The 17,784-nt window shown below is 69.7% G+C and carries 15 protein-coding genes; 7 read left to right on the top strand and 8 right to left on the bottom strand.

Annotation, left to right across the window (positions count from 1 at the left end; genetic code table 11):
* Positions 1 to 36 precede the first annotated feature (36 nt).
* Both ACFYVL_RS03255 and ACFYVL_RS03250 read left to right on the top strand, forming a co-directional pair.
* Positions 37 to 1,308, top strand: coding sequence for a glycosyl hydrolase (locus tag ACFYVL_RS03255; RefSeq protein WP_389241045.1), 1,272 nt, complete (start codon positions 37 to 39; stop codon positions 1,306 to 1,308).
* Positions 1,309 to 1,405: 97 nt separating this feature from the next.
* A complete protein-coding gene (locus ACFYVL_RS03250) occupies positions 1,406 to 4,453 on the top strand; it encodes an alpha-mannosidase (protein WP_389241044.1) in 3,048 nt (1,015 codons plus the stop codon).
* A 250-nt stretch (positions 4,454 to 4,703) separates the two neighbouring features.
* Here the strand turns inward: ACFYVL_RS03250 and ACFYVL_RS03245 are convergent, their stop codons facing one another.
* The gene (locus ACFYVL_RS03245) at positions 4,704 to 5,102 is read right to left on the bottom strand and encodes a GNAT family N-acetyltransferase (RefSeq protein ID WP_389241043.1); all 399 of its coding nucleotides are present in this window, start codon (positions 5,100 to 5,102) and stop codon (positions 4,704 to 4,706) included.
* A gap of 244 nt (positions 5,103 to 5,346) precedes the next feature.
* The gene (gene def, locus ACFYVL_RS03240) at positions 5,347 to 6,024 is read right to left on the bottom strand and encodes a peptide deformylase (RefSeq protein ID WP_389241042.1); all 678 of its coding nucleotides are present in this window, start codon (positions 6,022 to 6,024) and stop codon (positions 5,347 to 5,349) included.
* Between the two features lie 240 nt (positions 6,025 to 6,264).
* Between def and ACFYVL_RS03235 the strand changes: the two genes are divergently transcribed.
* On the top strand, positions 6,265 to 6,885 hold the full coding sequence (locus tag ACFYVL_RS03235; protein ID WP_389241041.1) for a winged helix-turn-helix domain-containing protein: 621 nt from the start codon (positions 6,265 to 6,267) through the stop codon (positions 6,883 to 6,885).
* Between the two features lie 68 nt (positions 6,886 to 6,953).
* Here the strand turns inward: ACFYVL_RS03235 and ACFYVL_RS03230 are convergent, their stop codons facing one another.
* Positions 6,954 to 7,148 (bottom strand): hypothetical protein, encoded by a 195-nt coding sequence (locus ACFYVL_RS03230; RefSeq protein ID WP_389241040.1) that lies wholly within the window; start codon positions 7,146 to 7,148, stop codon positions 6,954 to 6,956.
* Positions 7,149 to 8,033: 885 nt separating this feature from the next.
* Between ACFYVL_RS03230 and ACFYVL_RS03225 the strand changes: the two genes are divergently transcribed.
* A complete protein-coding gene (locus ACFYVL_RS03225; RefSeq protein ID WP_389241039.1) occupies positions 8,034 to 8,630 on the top strand; it encodes a TetR/AcrR family transcriptional regulator in 597 nt (198 codons plus the stop codon).
* A 144-nt stretch (positions 8,631 to 8,774) separates the two neighbouring features.
* A complete protein-coding gene (locus ACFYVL_RS03220; protein ID WP_389241038.1) occupies positions 8,775 to 10,157 on the top strand; it encodes a phenylacetate--CoA ligase family protein in 1,383 nt (460 codons plus the stop codon).
* 53 nt (positions 10,158 to 10,210) lie between these two features.
* Here the strand turns inward: ACFYVL_RS03220 and ACFYVL_RS03215 are convergent, their stop codons facing one another.
* Together ACFYVL_RS03215 and ACFYVL_RS03210 are read right to left on the bottom strand one after the other, a co-directional pair.
* Complete coding sequence (locus tag ACFYVL_RS03215; protein WP_389241037.1) at positions 10,211 to 11,344, bottom strand: SMI1/KNR4 family protein; 1,134 nt, start codon at positions 11,342 to 11,344, stop codon at positions 10,211 to 10,213.
* A 158-nt stretch (positions 11,345 to 11,502) separates the two neighbouring features.
* Positions 11,503 to 13,518, bottom strand: coding sequence for a HEAT repeat domain-containing protein (locus tag ACFYVL_RS03210; protein WP_389241036.1), 2,016 nt, complete (start codon positions 13,516 to 13,518; stop codon positions 11,503 to 11,505).
* A 95-nt stretch (positions 13,519 to 13,613) separates the two neighbouring features.
* Between ACFYVL_RS03210 and ACFYVL_RS03205 the strand changes: the two genes are divergently transcribed.
* Positions 13,614 to 13,979: a hypothetical protein gene (locus ACFYVL_RS03205; protein WP_389241035.1), complete on the top strand. Its 366-nt coding sequence runs from the start codon at positions 13,614 to 13,616 to the stop codon at positions 13,977 to 13,979.
* Positions 13,980 to 14,276: 297 nt separating this feature from the next.
* Here ACFYVL_RS03205 and ACFYVL_RS03200 read toward each other — a convergent pair whose 3' ends face one another.
* Complete coding sequence (locus tag ACFYVL_RS03200; RefSeq protein ID WP_389241034.1) at positions 14,277 to 14,711, bottom strand: MerR family transcriptional regulator; 435 nt, start codon at positions 14,709 to 14,711, stop codon at positions 14,277 to 14,279.
* A 53-nt stretch (positions 14,712 to 14,764) separates the two neighbouring features.
* Between ACFYVL_RS03200 and ACFYVL_RS03195 the strand changes: the two genes are divergently transcribed.
* A complete protein-coding gene (locus ACFYVL_RS03195) occupies positions 14,765 to 15,739 on the top strand; it encodes an SDR family NAD(P)-dependent oxidoreductase (protein ID WP_389241033.1) in 975 nt (324 codons plus the stop codon).
* 463 nt (positions 15,740 to 16,202) lie between these two features.
* Here the strand turns inward: ACFYVL_RS03195 and ACFYVL_RS03190 are convergent, their stop codons facing one another.
* Both ACFYVL_RS03190 and ACFYVL_RS03185 read right to left on the bottom strand, forming a co-directional pair.
* Positions 16,203 to 16,892, bottom strand: coding sequence for a phosphotransferase (locus ACFYVL_RS03190; protein ID WP_389241032.1), 690 nt, complete (start codon positions 16,890 to 16,892; stop codon positions 16,203 to 16,205).
* A gap of 10 nt (positions 16,893 to 16,902) precedes the next feature.
* A complete protein-coding gene (locus tag ACFYVL_RS03185; RefSeq protein ID WP_389241031.1) occupies positions 16,903 to 17,736 on the bottom strand; it encodes an ATP-grasp domain-containing protein in 834 nt (277 codons plus the stop codon).
* Positions 17,737 to 17,784 lie beyond the last annotated feature (48 nt).

Genomic DNA, 17,784 nt, shown 5'->3' with positions numbered 1-17,784 from the left:
CCCGCCCCCGCCCCGCACCGATTTCTGGAGCCCCCCATGGCTGCCCCTCCCGCACCCCGCGCACCCCGCTTCGGCGTCAACTACACCCCCAGCCAGGGCTGGTTCCACCACTGGCTCGACTACGACCCGAGCGCCGTCCGCGCCGACCTGGAGTCGATAGCCACGCTCGGCCTGGACCACGTACGGGTCTTCCCGCTCTGGCCGTACTTCCAGCCCAACCGCTCCCTGATCCGGCCCCGGGCCGTGGAGCAGCTGCTCGACATGGCCGACGCCGCCGCCGAACTGGGCCTCGACGTCAACGTCGACGGCCTCCAGGGCCACCTGTCCAGCTTCGACTTCCTGCCGGCCTGGACCCGCACCTGGCACCGCCGCAACCTGTTCACCGACCCGGACGTCGTCTCCGGCCAGGCCGAGTACCTCAGGACGCTCGCCCAGGCCCTGTCCGACCGGCCCAACTTCATCGGCATGACCGTCGGCAACGAGGTCAACCAGTTCTCCGCCGACCCGCACCCCGACCCGGACCGGGCCACCCCCGAGCAGATCGACGCCTGGCTGACGACGATGCTCGCCGCCTGCGAGGAGGGCGCCCCCGGCCGCCCCCACCTGCACGCCGAGTACGACGCCACCTGGTACCAGGACGACATGCCCTTCACCCCCGACCACGCCGCCCGGCACGGGGCGATGACGGCGGTGCACTCCTGGGTGTTCAACGGCACCGCCCAGCTGCACGGCCGGGCCTCGGTGCCCAGCGAGCACCACGCCGCGTACCTCGTCGAGCTGTCCCAGGCGTGGGCCCGCGACCCGCACCGCCCGGTCTGGCTCCAGGAGGTGGGCGCCCCCGCCCCGCTGGTGCCGCCGGAGCACGCCGCCCAGTTCACCGAGGCGACGCTGCGGGCCGCACTGGACTGCCCGAACCTGTGGGGCGTCACCTGGTGGTGCTCGCACGACGTCTCGCGCTCCCTGGCCGACTTCCCCGAGCTGGAGTACGGGCTCGGACTGCTCACCAACGACCGCAAGCCCAAGGACACCGCGCAGGTACTGGCCCGGGTCGCCGCCGAGTACGCCGACGGGTCCCGCACCTTCGCCCCCGCCCCGCGCACCACCGCCTTGGTGGTCGACGCGGGCGACACCCTCACCACACCCGCCCGGTCGGTGTGCGCCCCGGGCGGCGCCTTCTACGAGGCGTTCTTCCGGCTCACCGCCGAGGGCGCCCGCCCCACCGCGGTCCTCGCCGAACGGGCCACCGACACCGAGCACCTGGCGGCGCGGGGCATCACCGACGTACTCACCGTCGAACAGGTCGCCTGACACACCCCCGCGGGGCACCGGTACGCCTCACGCCCCGCTCACCTCCCTGCCCTCATTCTCGTCACACCAGCACCACCGCACCGAAGGAGACCTCCCCATGCACGACGACCGCGGACTCGTCGAGGCCAGGCTCAAGCGCGTACTCGACGAACGCATCCGTCCTGCCGTATACCCCGTGTCGGTGCCCCTCGACGTCGCCGTGTGGGACGCGCCGGGCGAGCCGGTGCCCGTCGAGGAGGGCCTGGCCGCCGAGCCGAAGCCGGTCGCCGTGGGCGACATGTGGGGCAAGCCGTGGGGCACCAGCTGGTTCACCGTGACCGGCACCGTGCCCCAGGAGTGGGCCGGCCGCCACGTCGAGGCCGTCCTCGACCTCGGCTTCGACGAGAACATGCCCGGCTTCCAGTGCGAGGGCCTGGTCTACCGCCCCGACGGCACCCCGGTGAAGGGCCTCAACCCGCGCAACCAGTGGGTGCGCGTCGGCGCCCCCGTGGAGGGCGGCGAGAAGGTCGAGCTGCGCATCGAGGGCGCCTCCAACCCCGTACTCCTGGACTACCACCCCTTCCTCCCCACCCAGCTCGGCGACATCGAGACCTCGCACTCCAACCCCCTCTACAAGCTGGAGCGGATGGACCTCGCCGTCTTCGACGAGACGGTCTGGCAGCTGGTCGTGGACCTGGAGGTGCTGGGCGAGCTGATGGCGGAGCTGCCCGTCGAGTCCGCCCGCCGCTACGACATCCTGCGCGCCGTGGACCGGGCGCTGGACGCCGTCGACCTCCAGGACGTGGGCGGCAGCGCCGCCGCCGCCCGCGCCTGCCTGGAGGACGTGCTCTCGACGCCCGCCGAGCCGTCCGCCCACCGCATCACCGCCGTCGGCCACGCCCACATCGACTCCGCCTGGCTGTGGCCGCTGCGCGAGACGGTCCGCAAGGTCGCCCGTACGACGTCCAACATGACGGCACTGCTGGAGGACGAGCCCGACTTCGTCTTCGCGATGTCGCAGGCCCAGCAGTGGGCGTGGATCAAGGAGCACCGCCCCGAGGTGTGGAAGAAGGTCGTCGCCGCCGTCGAGGACGGCCGCTTCGTACCGACCGGCGGCATGTGGGTCGAGGCCGACACCAACATGCCGGGCTCCGAGGCGATGGCCCGTCAGTTCGTGCACGGCAAGCGCTTCTTCATGGAGAACTTCGGCGTCGAGAACGACGAGGCCTGGCTGCCGGACACCTTCGGCTTCGCGGCCGGACTGCCGCAGATCATCAAGGCGTCGGGCGCCAAGTGGCTCCTCACGCAGAAGATCTCCTGGTCGCAGGTGAACAAGTTCCCGCACCACACCTTCCAGTGGGAGGGCATCGACGGCACCCGGATCTTCACCCACTTCCCGCCCGTCGACACCTACAACTGCTCGATGAAGGGCAGCGAGATCGCCCACGCGGCGAAGAACTTCAAGGACAAGGGCGTCGCCTCGCAGTCCCTCGCCCCGACCGGCTGGGGCGACGGCGGCGGCGGCACCACCCGCGAGATGATCGCCAAGGCGGCCCGGCTGCGGGACCTGGAGGGCTCCGCGAAGGTCGAGTGGGGCACCCCCGCCGACTTCTTCGAGAAGGCACAGGCCGAGTACCCCAAGCCGCCCGTGTGGGTGGGCGAGCTGTACCTGGAACTGCACCGCGCGACGCTGACCAGCCAGGCCGGCACCAAGCAGGGCAACCGGCGCAGCGAACACCTCCTGCGCGAGGCCGAACTGTGGGCCGCCACCGCCGCCGTGCGGGCCGGCTTCCCCTACCCGTACGAGGACCTCGACCGGATCTGGAAGACGGTCCTACTCCACCAGTTCCACGACATCCTGCCCGGCTCGTCCATCGCCTGGGTGCACCGCGAGGCCGAGGCCACGTACCGCAGGATCGCCGGTGAGCTCGACGCGATCATCGACGCGGCGCAGGCCGCGCTGGCGGGCGAGGGCAGCACCCCGCTGGTCTTCAACTCCGCCCCGCACACCCGCGACGGCGTCGCGGCCGGCGGCGCCTCGACCGCGGTACGCGGCGACGGCGCGCACCTGACGCGCTCCGACGACGGCAACCTGGTCCTCGACAACGGGCTGCTGCGCGTCGTCGTCGACCCGCGCGGCCTGGTCGTCTCCGCGTACGACCTGGTCAACGGACGCGAGGCACTGGCCCCCGGCGCCCCGGCGAACCTGCTCCAGATCCACCCGGACTTCCCCAACATGTGGGACGCCTGGGACGTCGACGCCTTCTACCGCAACACCGTCACCGACCTGACGGACGCGGACGAGGTCGCTCCGGCCCCGCAGCCGTCCGGCGACGGCGCCGCCGCGGTACGGATCGTGCGCTCCTTCGGCGACTCGAAGGCGACCCAGGTACTGAGCCTGCGTCCGGGCTCGCGCCGCCTCGACATCGACACCGAGGTGGACTGGCACGAGACGGAGAAGTTCCTGAAGCTCTCCTTCCCGCTGGACGTGCACGCCGAGCGGTACGCGTCGGAGACCCAGTTCGGGCACTTCTACCGGGCCACCCACACCAACACCTCGTGGGAGGCCGCCAAGTTCGAGGCCTGCAACCACCGCTTCGTGCACCTGGAGGAGCCGGGCTGGGGCGTGGCCCTGGTCACCGACTCGACGTACGGCCACGACGTGACCCGCGCGGTACGGGACGGCAAGGACGACGAGAACGCCGACGGCGGTACGACGACGACCCTGCGGGCCTCGCTGCTGCGCGCCCCGCGCTTCCCCGACCCGGAGACCGACCAGGGCGTGCACCGCTTCCGGCACTCGCTGGTGCCGGGCGCCACGATCGGCGACGCGGTCCGCGAGGGCTACCGGGTGAACCTGCCCGAGCGCGTGCTGGCCGGTGCGGGCGAGGTCGCGCCGCTGGTCACCGTCGACGACGACGCGGTCGTGGTGACCGCGCTGAAGCTGGCCGACGACGGCAGCGGCGACGTGGTGGTCCGCTTCCACGAGGCCAACGGCGGCCGGGCGAACACCGTCCTCACCCCGGGCTTCCCGGTGGTGGACGTGGTCGCCACGGACCTGCTGGAGCGCCCGCTGGAGGGTGCGGAGCCGGAGCCGGTGGCCGGCGGCGTGACCGTGGGCCTGCGCCCGTTCGAACTGCGGACGCTGCGGTTCCGCAGGGGCTGATGGCTTGGGGGGCTCGGGGGGCTCCGGGGGGGGCTGGAGTGGCTCGGGTTGCTTGAGCAGCCCGGGTGGCTCAGGTGGCTTGAGAAGCCTGAGTGGCCCCAGTAGTCCCAGCAGTCCCAGTGGTCCTATTGGCCCGAGTGAGCGGGGCCGTCGCCGACATGGGTCGGGGGCGGCCCCGCGGTCGTGCTCGGAGTGCGGTCGCGGACGCGGACCCGGTCGTCACGATCGCCTCGGACAGCGGGGGGAGGGTTCAGCGGAGGGCGATGAGCCCCGCATCCGTGGGCTCGAAGCCGCAGGCGTCGAAGTAGAAGGGGCGCAGGTGGTCGTCGAAGTCGACGTGGAGCCATTCGCAGTGCGCCGCGCGGGCGTGGCGCGCCGCGACCGCCACCAACTCCGTTCCGACACCGGCCTTGCGCATGTCCTCGACGACCATCGTGTCGAGGACGAAGGCGTGCACGCCCCCGTCCCAGGCCACGTTCACGAACCCCACGAGCCTGCTGGCCACCCGGGCGCAGACCCAGCCGAGGCTGTGCCGGTTCACCTGTACCCACCAGTCGATGGGCAGCGGGGCGTGGTCGAAGGCTTCCGAGTGAAGGGCGTTGACGGCCTCGTTCTCGAAATCGCCACGCCACTCGTACGTGATCGTCATGCGCCGCATCGTAGGCCCGGTGCGGCGGACGCCGCCCGGCCATTTCCGGCCGGAGGGCGGGACGGGCGGCCGGGGGCGTACCGGTGGAGGACGCGGGGAGCCGTGTCGGCGGTCGACGCGGGGAGCCGTGTCGGCGGTCGACGCCGGGAGCCGTATCGGCGGAGGATGCCGGGAGCGCGTCAACTCCGTACCGAACTGCGGGTTGCGCACCATGCCCAGCGGTCGATGCCGTACGGCGGCGGTGTCACTTGCCGAGCTTCTCCGCGCGGGCGGCCCGTTTGGCGAACATCGCCTCCTTGGCCTCCGCCATCTCCCTCAGCGCGGTCTTCCGTTCCCGCTGCGCGAGCCGGTCCAGGTAGAGCTGCCCGCGCAGGTGGTCCGTCTCGTGCTGGAGGCACCGGGCGAAGTAGCCGCGCCCCTCGATCACCAGCGGATTGCCGTCCTTGTCCTGGCCCCGTACGACCGCACGGTCGAGCCGTGGCACCACCCGGTAGGGGCCCGGCACGGACAGACACCCCTCCGACTCCTCGATCAGCACCCGGTCCTCGGCCGGCACCTCGTCGAGAACGGGGTTGGCGATGTGCCCGACATGGCGGACGCCCCAGTCGTCGGTCATGTCCCAGACGAACAGCTGGAGGTCCACATCGACCTGGTTGGCCGCCAGCCCCGCGCCCTCGGCCACCTGGTTCGTGGCGAACATGTCGTCGATCAACTTCGACAGCTCCGGTGTACCGAATCGGGTGACCTCCCGGCACCGCCGCCGCAGGACGTCCTCCCCCACAACGGTGATGCGGCGGACCGCTCCCCGCTCGACCTCGGGCGCGAGTACGGGAAAGGAGTCGACGGGCTTCCCGAGCACACGCACCCGGCGGTCCCGCGAACCGTCCCCGTGCGAACCGCTGTCATCGAACCGAACTGCCATGAGATACCGATGCCTTCCACGCATCCCGCCAGGAGTGGGCCCGAGCACCGAAGAGCCCAGAACCCGGAAACCGCGTCCTGGAACCTGCACCCCCGAAGCCTTGAGCCCTTGGCCCCCGGAACCTCCGTGCCCTTGAGCCCTTGAGCCCTTGAGACCGGAGACCTTGAGGCCAGGGGTACGAGCCCTCAGCCACCCGCAGCGAGCTTGACCAAGTGCTTTGCAAAGTAGCACTCTTTGCAAATGAGCGAGCGAGGGAATGCCAAGAAGACTCCACCCCGGCAGCCGGTACGGGCCACAGAATCACCCAAATCACCAGTTCCGCCCCAACTCCGCTCCGGCGCAGGGCAGTCGACCCTCCCGGACCACCCCGTACGCCTCGCCCTTCTGGACCTGCTCGCCGAGGTCGGCACGGTGACGTCCACCCAGGCCGCCGGACGCCTCGGGTACAGCTCCGGCCTCTGCTCGTTCCATCTGCGCCAACTGGCCCGCCACGGTTTCATCGAGGAGGCCCCGCACGAGGGGGGCAGGGCCAGGCCGTGGCAGCTGCGCTGGGAGTCGGAAGCCGGGCCGACGGACGACGGCGGGTCGCCGACGGAGTTCAACACGCTCGCCCGTGGCCTGGAGGACGAGAGCTACCAGCAGTGGCTGGCCCACCGGGACCGCGCCCCGGCCGCGTGGCAGAAGGACGAGTCCTTCAGCGCCGTACTGCATCTGACGCCGGCGGAGCTGACGGAGGTCGCCGCGTCGATCCGCACCGTGCTGGCCGGTTACCGCGACCGGGAACAGGACCCGACGGCACGCCCGGCGGACACGGTCGCCGTGGCCGCCATCACCCGCCTGTTCCCCCTCCTGAACGACTGACCACACCGCTCCCCCACGCCACCTCCCTCACAAGCGCCTGGAGCACCCCCCACTGGCCCCACTCGGCCCTACGGCTCGTACAGCGGCAGGAAGTGAATGACCGCCTCCTCGTACGGATGGGCGTCGCGTACCGCTTTCCGTACGGCCTCGGCCTGCTCCGCGTCACAGACGGACTCGATCCGGCATTCCTCGGCACGCTGTACGACGCCCACCTCACCGTCGTACGGCTGCGAGCCGTCCAGCGGCTGCCAACTCCCGGTCACTTTCCAGACACTGGAGCAGCGCGCATACTCCCCCACCCGCCCGGCGCCCGCCGCGTGCAATGCCTCGATCACGGCTTCCGCATGGCTTTCCGGGACGGATATCTCAACTTTCAAGCGCATCATCCGCCGACCCTAACCGCCCCCTCACGTGCACGAGGGACCCGCACGAGGACCGGCACGGGGACCGACACGAGACCCACAGCCTGGCTCGAAATCGCCTTGCCGCGTCTCTGTCGACTCACCAAGTGACCGAACACACAAGGAATTCCAAAACACCCACCTCGCCACCAGGACACACCCGCAGCCACCGTTCGCGGCGGGAACCGCCCACGCGACCGGACAGCCCCCAACTCCACGAGCAAGCCAAGCCCCCTCCCCTGACACTCAATGTGGGCACCAGCCGGGCCACCAACCCGCCCGGACCCGAGGCGACATTCCGGATTACGGATTACGGATTCCGGACGACCGAAGCCAACCGTCACCCGCGCACGGCAAACGCAGACACCCAACCCCTCCCCCCTCCTCCTCGCCCTCACCTGGCACCACACGGCACCACCTGACGCATCGTGGCACCACATCGACACCACCCCGACATCACTTCGACGCCACCCCAGCGCACACACGCGCATGGACGGCCAGAAGCGGCCCAACAAGCCCCGCCAGAGACCCCGAAAACCCACAGGAGGCCGCCTGAGGGCCTCCCGCCCCACCCGGGACCCCATCACACCGGGACCTCGGAGTTTGGCCGCCAGAAGGGGCTTTATGGAGGCCGATTTTTAGCTCCACTCGCGAAAAATAGCCGATTCACCCCCTTCCTCCCCCGCAAACCCTCTCCCCTTCCCCCCTCTGGATTGAATACAGTACAGAGCTGTATCGTATTTACCCATGACAACCGATCACGGCGCTCGCGCCCCCGGCCGCCCCCGCAGCCGCGAAGCCGACGAAGCGATTCTCGGCTCGGCCCTCGATCTCCTCATCGAGCGCGGTATCGGCTCGACGAGCATCGAGCAGATCGCACGCCGAGCCGAAGTCACCCGGGCAACCGTGTACCGCCGCTTTCCGAATCTGACGGAGCTTCTGGTGCGCGCGGTCGAGTGGGAGTTCCGGGACACCGCCTCACCCTCGTTCGACTGGCCGGACGTCGACGCCATGGTCACCGACTGGGCGGACCACCTCAGCCGCCCCCGAACCCGACGACTGATCCGCCGACTGTACGGAACGGTCGACGACCTCCCCGAACTGCTGCACGCGTACGACCGCGCCCACGGCAGCCACCGAGGCCGCGCGGTCCACAGCACCCTCGAACGAGCCCGCGCCTCCGGCCAGCTGCCCCCCGGAACCGACCCCGCGCTCCTCCAACAGGTACTCAGCGGCGCCGCACTGCAACACCTGGCCAGCCACCCCGACACCACGAGCGCGGCCGACATCAGGGCCCACTTCCTCGCCATCCTGCAACTGACCGGCCTGACCCACGCCCCCTAGCCCGACCTGCCCACACCTCCTCCGCAACCTCCGGGCATGCCCGAGGGCCACAGCTCAACCCGCCACACGCCCGGCCGCACCCCAATCCGGCCCTCCCCGGCACACCTCCTCTCCCCCACCCCCACGAAGGAGCCCCGAACCGCCATGCCTCAGGAACACTCCTCCCCCATGCCCTGGCTGGGGCGCGACATCCGACAGGCCCGCAAGGAAGGCCCCGACGGCCTCGCCGCCCGGCAGCGCGCCCGGTTAGCCGATGCCGTGGCCCGAGCCCGCACCCACTCCCCGTACTACCGCGAGCTCTACCGCCATCTCCCCCGGCGGGTCGACGACGTGACCCTGCTCCCGGCCACCGACAAGACCCAGCTGATGGCCCGCTTCGACGACTGGGCGACCGACCGCGACGTCACATACGACCGGATCCACGCCTTCGTCGACGACCCGGACATGATCGGCCAGCCCTTCCTCGGCAAGTACATGGTGGCCACCACCTCCGGAACCAGCGGCCGACGCGGCCTGTTCGTGCTCGACGACCGGTACATGGACGTCGGCGCCGCACACACCTCCCAGGCGCTCGCCACCTGGCTGGGGCCCACCGGCATCCTGCGGACCGTCGCCCACGGCGGCCGGTTCGCGCAACTGGTCGCCACCGAAGGCCACTACGCGGGCTACTCCGGCTACCGCCGCGCGATGCGCCAGGGCGGCTGGCGAAGCAAGATCCTGCGGGCCTTCTCCGTACACACCCCGATGCCGGAACTGGTCGCCCAGCTCAACGCGTTCCGCCCGTCGGTCGTCATCGGCTACACCAGCACCGTCATGCTGCTCACCGCCGAACGCGAGGCCGGCCGACTCCACATCGAACCGACCCTGATCCAGCCCGCCGGCGAGACGATGACGACGGCGGACACCGACCGCATCGCCGCCGCCTTCGGCACCACCGTCCGCACGGTGTACGGCGCCACCGAGTGCACCTACCTGAGCTACAGCTGCGCCGAGGGCTGGTACCACGTGAACAGCGACTGGGCGGTGGTGGAACCGGTCGACGCGGACCTCCGGCCGACCCCACCGGGCGAGTACTCGCACAGTGTCCTCGTCACCAACCTCGCCAACCGCGTACAGCCCTTCCTCCGGTACGACCTCGGCGACAGCGTGCTCCAACGGCCCTACCCCTGCCCCTGCGGCAGCACACTCCCCGCGATCCGCGTGCAGGGACGCGCGGGCGACATCCTGACGTTCCCCACCGAGACCGGCGACGAGGTTCGGCTGAGCCCGCTCGCCCTCAGTACCCTGTTCGACCGCACGCCCGGAGTGGAACTCTTCCAGATCGAGCAGACCGCCCCCACCGCTCTGCGCGTACGGCTGCGCGTGTCCGAGGGCGCCGACCCGGACACGGTCTGGCAGGCCGTACAACGGGAGTTGGAGTTGTTGTCCGCGGACAACAAACTCGGCCACCTCACCCTGGAACGTGCCCCAGAGCCCCCGCAACAGGCCCCCGGCGGCAAGTTCCGCACAGTCATCCCACTCCCCTGACCAACCCCTCCCCCCCCCGTACGGCCGGTGGCCGATGGCCGCACCACCACCGGCTAAGCCTCGCCCACATCGCCTTCTTCATCGACCCAGGATTCGAACCGTGCCCAATCGAAGGGGTCCTTGACCTTGCCGAGGCTGGGCAGGCCCTCGTGGGCGAAGCGGCCCCGAAGCCATTCGAGCAGGGTGTCGGCCAGGGGCAGCGGCAGTGGCGGCCCCTGGTCCGCGTGGCGGGGGTAGACGATCAGCGGCCAGTCGTCGGGGTTCTCGCCCTCGGTCAGCCAGCACAGGGAGTCGCCGTCGAGGGTGCTGCCGAACGGCAGGATCCCGCCCGGCTCCGGCCACGCGGCCAGGGGGTGGTACTCCGGGTGGCCGTCCCGCAGCGAACGGTAGGCGTCGCACGCCCAGCCGATGTGCTCGGCCAACCCCAGCCGGTCCGAGGTCAGCGGGGTGTCGAGGTTGAGCCAGCCCGCCCAGCACCCACCGCCGTACCGCTGCATCAGCTCCACGTACTCCGTGGGAAGACGCGTCCCGAGCCGTTCGTACAACCACTCCCAGCTCTCCTCCCCCAGCTCCGGCCTCGCCGGAGGCGGAACGAGAGCGGTCAGTGCGGCAAGTCCGCTGCCCTCGGTAAGTGCTGCCCGCTGCTGCGGGGTGGGCTCCGGCCGGGGCGGCGGGGGCTGCCAGGGCCCCGGAACCAGGTCGGTGAGGAACGCGGTGCGGCTGGCCGTGGCAGGCATGCCCTGGCTCACGAGGCCGGCCAGGAACGGCAGAAGCTGCTGGGTGGTGCGCTGCCAGGGGTCGCCACCCTGGTTCGCCACGTCCTGGTCGCGTCCGACAACGGGCCAGGCATCGGGATCTTCGGAGACCGTCGTGTCCCAGTAGAGAACATCGCTGGTACGCGTCTCACCCCAGGGCAACCAGCCGTCCGGCGCTCTTTCCTGCTCCTGCTTCACCCAGGACGCGTACTCGAACCGGCTCTCCCCCGCACACGGTATGTGCAGCCAGAGGTGCGACCCGATGTCCAGCGGCCCGTACGCGGAGGCAATCGCCTTGTAGTCACCGGGCAGCCGCAGCCCGAGCCAGGACTCAACGGTTTCCCAGTCGACGGGCACAGCATCAGTGCCGGTCAGGGTGAAGAGTTCCGCGAAGGCGGCGGCGCTGTCGACAGCACGGGGTTCCGAAGTCATGGGAAGGGAGCCTGACACACCCCACTGACATCACCGCCGACCCGATGCCCCACCACTCCCCCGACGCCCGCGACGTGTTGTCCACGGACAACAGACTCCCCCAGTCCCACCCCCCTTGTCCGCCCCGGCACCGCTGCTCAAGCGTCGCTACCCAAGCCTCAGCGTTCCACCATGCGCCGCACCATCCGGCGCATCACCTCAACTGGCAGCCCGGGATTGCGCGCAGCCCGCTGGGCATGCGCCGCGTCCCGCAGCAATCGCACCAACACCCGCGCGGGCAGCCGAGGATGGCCGACCGCCGCGAAGCGTACGGACTCCTCCGGATCTTCGAGCAGTCGGACCGCCGCAACCACCGTGAGCCGCGGATCGGACGCCGCCCGGCACCGCACCTCCCTGTCGGGGTCCCTGCTGAACCGGTCCACCAGCTCCGGGGTCGACTTCGGGTCATCCAGAGCGAGTTGGCGCATCCGTGGATTCGGGTCGTCCGCGTACCGCAGGAGGCGATGCCGGGGAAATTTCGGGTGGGCGCGCGGCCGGTCCGGGAAGCTCAGGCTGCCCGTCCACCACTGCCACACCGACAGCAGCATGTCGGCGGGCGCATCCTCACAGGACTCGGCGAGGAAGAGCTGCACAACCCGGTCCTCGTCCCGCGCCAGAAGTGACACGACGTCAGGCGGCAAGTGACGGGCTCGCGCCACACTTCGCCGAATCAGCGGATGCGAGGACCCTGCCAGCCTGCGCATGGCATCCACGTCGTCGTGCAGGGCGGTCACCCACTCCAGCGCATGACGTTGGATACCCGGATCGAACTCGATACGGACGGCCGCTCGCTGCTCCTCTGTCAGCCCCGGCCTGACCGCCACCTCCCCTCTCACCTCGGCGTCCGCGTCGACGGCCAGCAGTCCAACCAGGTCCGCGGAGAGATACGGATTGCGCGCCAGAGCGCGCCGCAGCTCAGGATCCTGATGCGTCGCGAGCTGCGCGGCGAAGTCACCCTCCAGACGGCACGTCTCCACAGCAGTCACACCCAGATCCTGCGCATCGAACACGACGCGCGACAACGGATGCTCCCGGTGATGCATCAGGAGCGCCTGCCTGCGCGGCTCAGCGGCAGCATCGGCAAGCAACTTCCGTCGCTCTGGCTCCGTGAGATCGGACCAGGCCCGCCGACAGGCTTGCGCACGCACTCCAGGCACGGGATCGCCGCACAGCACGGCCAAGAGGCTTCCGGGCAGCCCACGCAGTCGCACCGCCTCCGCCCTGACCTTGTCGTCGGGATCGGCGCAGAGACTCTCGTACGCTGCCTCGGTCAGTGCCATGCCCCGATCGGCCGCGATAAAGGTGCTGATCCACCGCTCCTGTGCTGTCACGCCTTCACCGAGGATCAGACGCTCCCAGTGCTCGGCGGTGATGTTCGGCTGAACCTCCGCGAAGGCGTACCGCACCTTACGGTCGGGGTGGGCGAGCATCGCATCGACAACCGGTGCCGGCAGCGGGCGCCAGAAGTGATGGGTGGTGAGCCCGGTAAGTTCGGTCAACACATGCACGGGAACTGCGCTGTTGAACGCCAATCCTCGCGCCCACGCATCGCGTAGCCGCTGGATGGGCTTCGGCCCCCGGAACAAGGCTTCCCACGCAGCCTCCTGTTCCTCCGGGCTCTCCTTGGCCGCGGCCACCGCGGCCGCCTCCTGACGGGCGGGGATCCCGTCAACGAGGACGAGCCAGGTCTCGTACTCCTCGGCCGTGGCCCCCAACAGCACCTCGCCGTCCAGAGACAGCGTGACGAACTCCGGCCGTCCGGCCCGCTCCCCCAGCACACCGGCGAGATCCCACCCCGCCGAAGCGAGACGCACCCGGGTCCACTCCCCCGCCCCCGGCCCGTTCCAACTCCCCGGCACATTGATGAGGAAGACGCCCGCTCCCCCTTCGCCAAGGATCCCGTGCTCCACAGCTAGCCGGTACCACTGCGCGTTGAGCTCCTCGACCTGGTCGGGGCGGCTCTCCGGCACGGCCACCGTAGGCTCGGTCGAAGCCGCAGCCATGGGCCGCCAAGCAACCCAAGGCGGCACCACGTTCTCCGTCCGCCACTCCCCCACCACCTCCAGGCCGGCCCGCTGAAGCACCTCCTCCAGCGCGGCTCGTCCCCTGCCCGACCCCTCCGTTATGCCCGTCACGACAGCTCATCCTGCCCGACGCCGGTTACTCCGCGCCCTCACCGTCCCCCTGATGTGTTGTCCGCGGACAACACCGGCCCACGAAAGAACCGCCCATGGCCTACCTCCTCCTCTTCGCCTGTTTCACCGTGTCCGCAGTCGTCAGCACTCTCGCCGCCCGGGTGGGCCGCCGAGGCCAGGCGTGCGACCGCAACATCGGCTACTCGGTTCCCGCCCAGGTCCGCACAGACCCTGAACTCCGGCGACAGGCCAACACCCTGATCGCCCACTGGTGCACCGGAGCAGCGATCCTCAGCCTCGCCCCGCTGGCTCCCCTCGGCATGATCATCGCGAGCGACGGCACAGCAGACATCTCCACCTGGGGCCTGCTGGCCTTTGCCGCATACGGCTTCGTCGTGGTCGTGGTCGGCGGCTACCCCTTCGAGAAGATCAAGCATCTCGCCCCCTCCGACGCCCGCTGAGTGCGCGCTCTATCGCCCAAGAGAGTCGGATCTGTTGTCCGCGGACAACAGATCCAGCACTCCACCCCGGTTCCCTGCGGGCCCCGGACCTCTCTGACGGGCTCTTCGGTGTTGTCCGCGGACAACACTTCCGCCGACATTCCCCAAGCTGCTGTCCGGGCAGTCCGGACCTCTGGTGTTGTCCGCGGACAACGAATCGTCGCTCAGCGCTCGGCTCAAGGCCCCGAACCGAACCTCCGAGCCGCACCGGGCCAGCACCGCGCGCTCCGCATGTGTTGTCCGCGGACAACACATTCCTCACTGGCTGGACGTCGGTGCCCAGACTCCAGCGGCCGTCCCTTCACGTACGTGCTGCGCGTAGACGGCCACCTTGTTCTGGATGACCTCAAGGTTCGCCGTCAGATCCGCGATCTTGGCGAGCACGTTCCGCTCATGCTCCTGAAGCAGAGCGAGGCGGTCGGGTTCATTGCCCGGACCTGAGCGGACGAGTTCGGCGAACCGTTGGATGGTCGCGATCGGCATGCCTGATTCCCGGAGACGACAGCACAGGATGAGCCAGTCGACATCCGCCTGCTCGTAAATACGTTGGCCACCGCCTGAGCGCGGGATCTCCCGCAGGAGCAGGCCTTCACGCTCGAAGAACCGGAGAGCGTGGATACCCAGACCCGTCATCTCGGCGACCTTGCCGATCGGCCACCCGCCGTCGTTCGCCGCCTTCGCATCTTTGATCATGAAGGTGACAATAGCTTGACCTCGCTTGCACTCTAGGTTTTAACGTCATTCGCATGATCAACAAACAGACCGGGCTCTCCCGGCAACAGAAGATCGGCTCCGGATTCGGAGCGCTCAGCACGGCCGACGAGGTTCTCTCCGGAATCGATCTGACGGGCAGGACCGCTCTGGTCACCGGCGGATACTCGGGGCTCGGTCTGGAAACCACACGCGCGCTCTCCAACGCCGGGGCCCGCGTCGTGGTTCCGGCACGCCGACCCGAGACCGCCGAGGCCGCACTCCTCAGTGTCCCCCGGACCGAGGTTCGCCCTCTCGACCTGGCGGACCTGGAGAGCGTCCGAGCATTCGCCGAGGACTTCCTGGATTCGGGCCGCACCCTCGATCTGGTCATCAACAACGCGGGCATCATGGCCTGCCCGGAAACACGCGTGGGCCCCTCCGGCTGGGAGGCTCACTTCGCTCTCAACCACCTCGGCCACTTCGCGCTCATTCACCGGCTCCGCCCGGCTCTGGCCGAAGCAGGTGCCCGTGTCGTATCGGTGGCCTCCTCCGGACACTTCCTCTCCGATATCCGGTGGGACGACCTCCACTTCCGTACCGGCTACGACAGGTGGTTGGCCTACGCCCAGTCGAAGACCGCCAACGCACTCTTCGCCCGGCATCTCGACCTGCTCGGCGCGGACAGCAACGTACGTGCCTTCGCCGTCCACCCCGGCAGCATCCTCACCCCTCTGCAGCGCCACATCCCGCGCGAGGAGTGGCAGGCTCACGGCTGGGTCACCGATGACGGCCGTCCCGCCGCCGGGTTCAAGACTTCCCAGCAGGGCGCGGCAACAACTCTCTGGGCGGCCACCTCGCCGCTCCTCGATGAACACGGCGGCGCCTACTGCCAGGACTGCGACATCGCCGAGCCGGCCACCACTGACGACATGCTCCTAGGCGGCGTCAAGCCCTGGGCCACCGACCCCGCGTCAGCGGCTCGTCTCTGGGAGCTCTCCAGCGAGCTGACCGGCCTCAGCGAATTCTGACCCCTCAGCGGGCACTACCCACCAGGCGCCGGAACCGCTCCGACTCCCCCGTGTTGCTCCCCCGTGTTGTCCGCGGACAACGCTTCGGCCGATCTGCACCCGCCCCGATGTCGGCCTGACGCCGCCACCCCGTACACGCGAAGTTGTTGTCCGCGGACAACAAATCCACGCAGGTTCTCCGCCCTCTGCCTTCCTCGCCAGGCGGCCGGACGCCCAGCGGGCATCTCTTGGTGCTGTCCGCGGACAACAGATTTCCTGCGCGAGGTGGCAGTGAAGCGGCCGGCACAGTGGGCGAGGGCTGGATGCCTTGTCGTGCTGGTGTTGTCCGCGGACAACAGATCCGTGGCCCCAGATGCGCCGGGTTACTCAGGGAGAGCGGGTGATGGTGGGGGCGCTGTCCTCTGAGTGTTGTCCGCGGACAACACCTCGCACGTTGTCCGCGGACAACACATTGGGCTGGTTTTCAGCTCGCCAGGGTGTTCACGAGGGCTGCCGCGTCCTGGAGGCGGGCGCGTTCTGCGGGGGAGAGGTGGGGGTCGGCTGCGCGTCTCGCTGTGGCGCGGGCGAGGAGGTTGGGCTGTTCGGCAACGAGTTCCCGGGCGTTGTGGAGGTGCCCTAGCAGTTCGGTCAGCATTGACCGGGCTCCTGCCGCGACTCCTGTTTCCGCGTGTGCCGGGTCGGTCGCCGCTTCGGCGAGGAGGAGGGCCGACATGGCCCAGTCCAGTCCGGGCGGGCCCTCCGCCGTTGTGCACCAGTCGATCACCATCGGTCCGTGGGGCGTGAGCATCACGTTGTCCGGGTGGAGGTCGAGGTGCAGGATGCGGTCTTCCGGGTGGGCGGCGGACCGGGCGGGCACGGCGTGCAGTTGGTGCAGGAGCTTCGCGAGTGTCGCTGCCGCGTCCGGTACCGAGATCTCGCCGTCCGCCCAGGCTCGCAGCATCGTCTTTCCGTACAGCCGCTGCATCACCAGTCCTGCTGATGCGTCGACCGACTTGATCGCAGGTACCGGGTAACCGTGGGCCGAGAGGTGCCCCATCACGGTTGCTTCGTGGGTTGCGTCGCCTTCGCTGTGCAGGCGTCTCAGCACCCATGCCCCGTCGAGCGCGAACACCTCTGCGCTGCGCCCTGATCCCAACAACTGACCTCGTTCCATGGCGGTGAATCTACGTGCGGCCGTGGGAGGGGTCCATGGGTTGTCCGTGCACCTGCGTGCCAGGGGAGCGGAGGAAGGGGCGGTCCCTGGCGGTGCAGGTGTGGGCGGGTGCGGCGGCTCGGAGGAGGACGTCCAGGGCTCGTTGCGGGTCGGAGGTGTACATGCCGCTGGCCCAGGCGGCGTTGGCCTCGATCACCGCCCAGCGGCCGTCGATCTTCCCCACGTCCACCACGATCGCCGAGGGCAGTGCCTGCCCGCACTCCGCCAGCAGGTCCGTCCCGAAGGACGTGGCTTCCGCGCTCAGCGGGCCGAGGCTCAGCCTGCCGTGTTCTGCGTACCGGCTGCCGGTGTGGACCGTTCCGTCGAGCAGGTACAGCCGGTATTCGGCGGAGAACTCCACCACGTCGCTGACCAAGACCACCGTCGTTTCCGCGTCGACTTCGTCCGGGCCCGGGAGGCGGGATCCGTCGCTGTAGACCATGGCGCGGATCTGTTTGTCGTTGGGTGACTTGATGAAGGCGGGTCTGCGGAGTTCGTAGGCTTCGCGGATCGGCATGGCCGCGATGTGACGGCCGGTCCAGGTGTGGGGGAGTCGGGCCAGCCAGTCCTCGGGTGCTTGCAGGAGTCCGATGCCCAGGGGTGGGGCTACTCGGTCCGCGAAATCGGGCCCAGCATGAAGATGGCCGGCTCGCAACTCGGCGGGGATGTCGAAGGTGGGAAGTTGCACTGTCACCAGGCCTCGCGCCTGTGCGGTGGCGCGCATGGTTTGGGCGGAGGCGGTGAGCCGGGGTGGCAGAACGAGGGTGGTGGGGTGTTCGTGGGTCGCCGCGGTCTGTGTATTCATCGGGCAAGTATCCGGTGGTTGTGGGAACGCCGAAGGGGCGCACCTACG

Origin of the sequence: Streptomyces sp. NPDC004111 (assembly GCF_042874215.1) — a bacterium.
GTDB lineage: Bacteria > Actinomycetota > Actinomycetes > Streptomycetales > Streptomycetaceae > Streptomyces.
The sequence above is the reverse complement of the archived record's forward strand: the minus strand, read 5'-3'. Positions and strand labels throughout refer to the sequence as shown.

Coding starts and splice junctions, on each gene's coding strand:
- ACFYVL_RS03235 (WP_389241041.1), top strand. CDS start 6,265: ATGAGCGAGCGAGGGAATGCCAAGAAGACTCCACCCCGGCAGCCGGTA.
- ACFYVL_RS03185 (WP_389241031.1), bottom strand. CDS start 17,736: ATGAATACACAGACCGCGGCGACCCACGAACACCCCACCACCCTCGTT.
- ACFYVL_RS03220 (WP_389241038.1), top strand. CDS start 8,775: ATGCCTCAGGAACACTCCTCCCCCATGCCCTGGCTGGGGCGCGACATC.
- ACFYVL_RS03190 (WP_389241032.1), bottom strand. CDS start 16,892: ATGGAACGAGGTCAGTTGTTGGGATCAGGGCGCAGCGCAGAGGTGTTC.
- ACFYVL_RS03215 (WP_389241037.1), bottom strand. CDS start 11,344: ATGACTTCGGAACCCCGTGCTGTCGACAGCGCCGCCGCCTTCGCGGAA.
- ACFYVL_RS03225 (WP_389241039.1), top strand. CDS start 8,034: ATGACAACCGATCACGGCGCTCGCGCCCCCGGCCGCCCCCGCAGCCGC.
- ACFYVL_RS03205 (WP_389241035.1), top strand. CDS start 13,614: ATGGCCTACCTCCTCCTCTTCGCCTGTTTCACCGTGTCCGCAGTCGTC.
- ACFYVL_RS03195 (WP_389241033.1), top strand. CDS start 14,765: ATGATCAACAAACAGACCGGGCTCTCCCGGCAACAGAAGATCGGCTCC.
- ACFYVL_RS03200 (WP_389241034.1), bottom strand. CDS start 14,711: ATGATCAAAGATGCGAAGGCGGCGAACGACGGCGGGTGGCCGATCGGC.
- ACFYVL_RS03255 (WP_389241045.1), top strand. CDS start 37: ATGGCTGCCCCTCCCGCACCCCGCGCACCCCGCTTCGGCGTCAACTAC.
- def (WP_389241042.1), bottom strand. CDS start 6,024: ATGGCAGTTCGGTTCGATGACAGCGGTTCGCACGGGGACGGTTCGCGG.
- ACFYVL_RS03245 (WP_389241043.1), bottom strand. CDS start 5,102: ATGACGATCACGTACGAGTGGCGTGGCGATTTCGAGAACGAGGCCGTC.
- ACFYVL_RS03250 (WP_389241044.1), top strand. CDS start 1,406: ATGCACGACGACCGCGGACTCGTCGAGGCCAGGCTCAAGCGCGTACTC.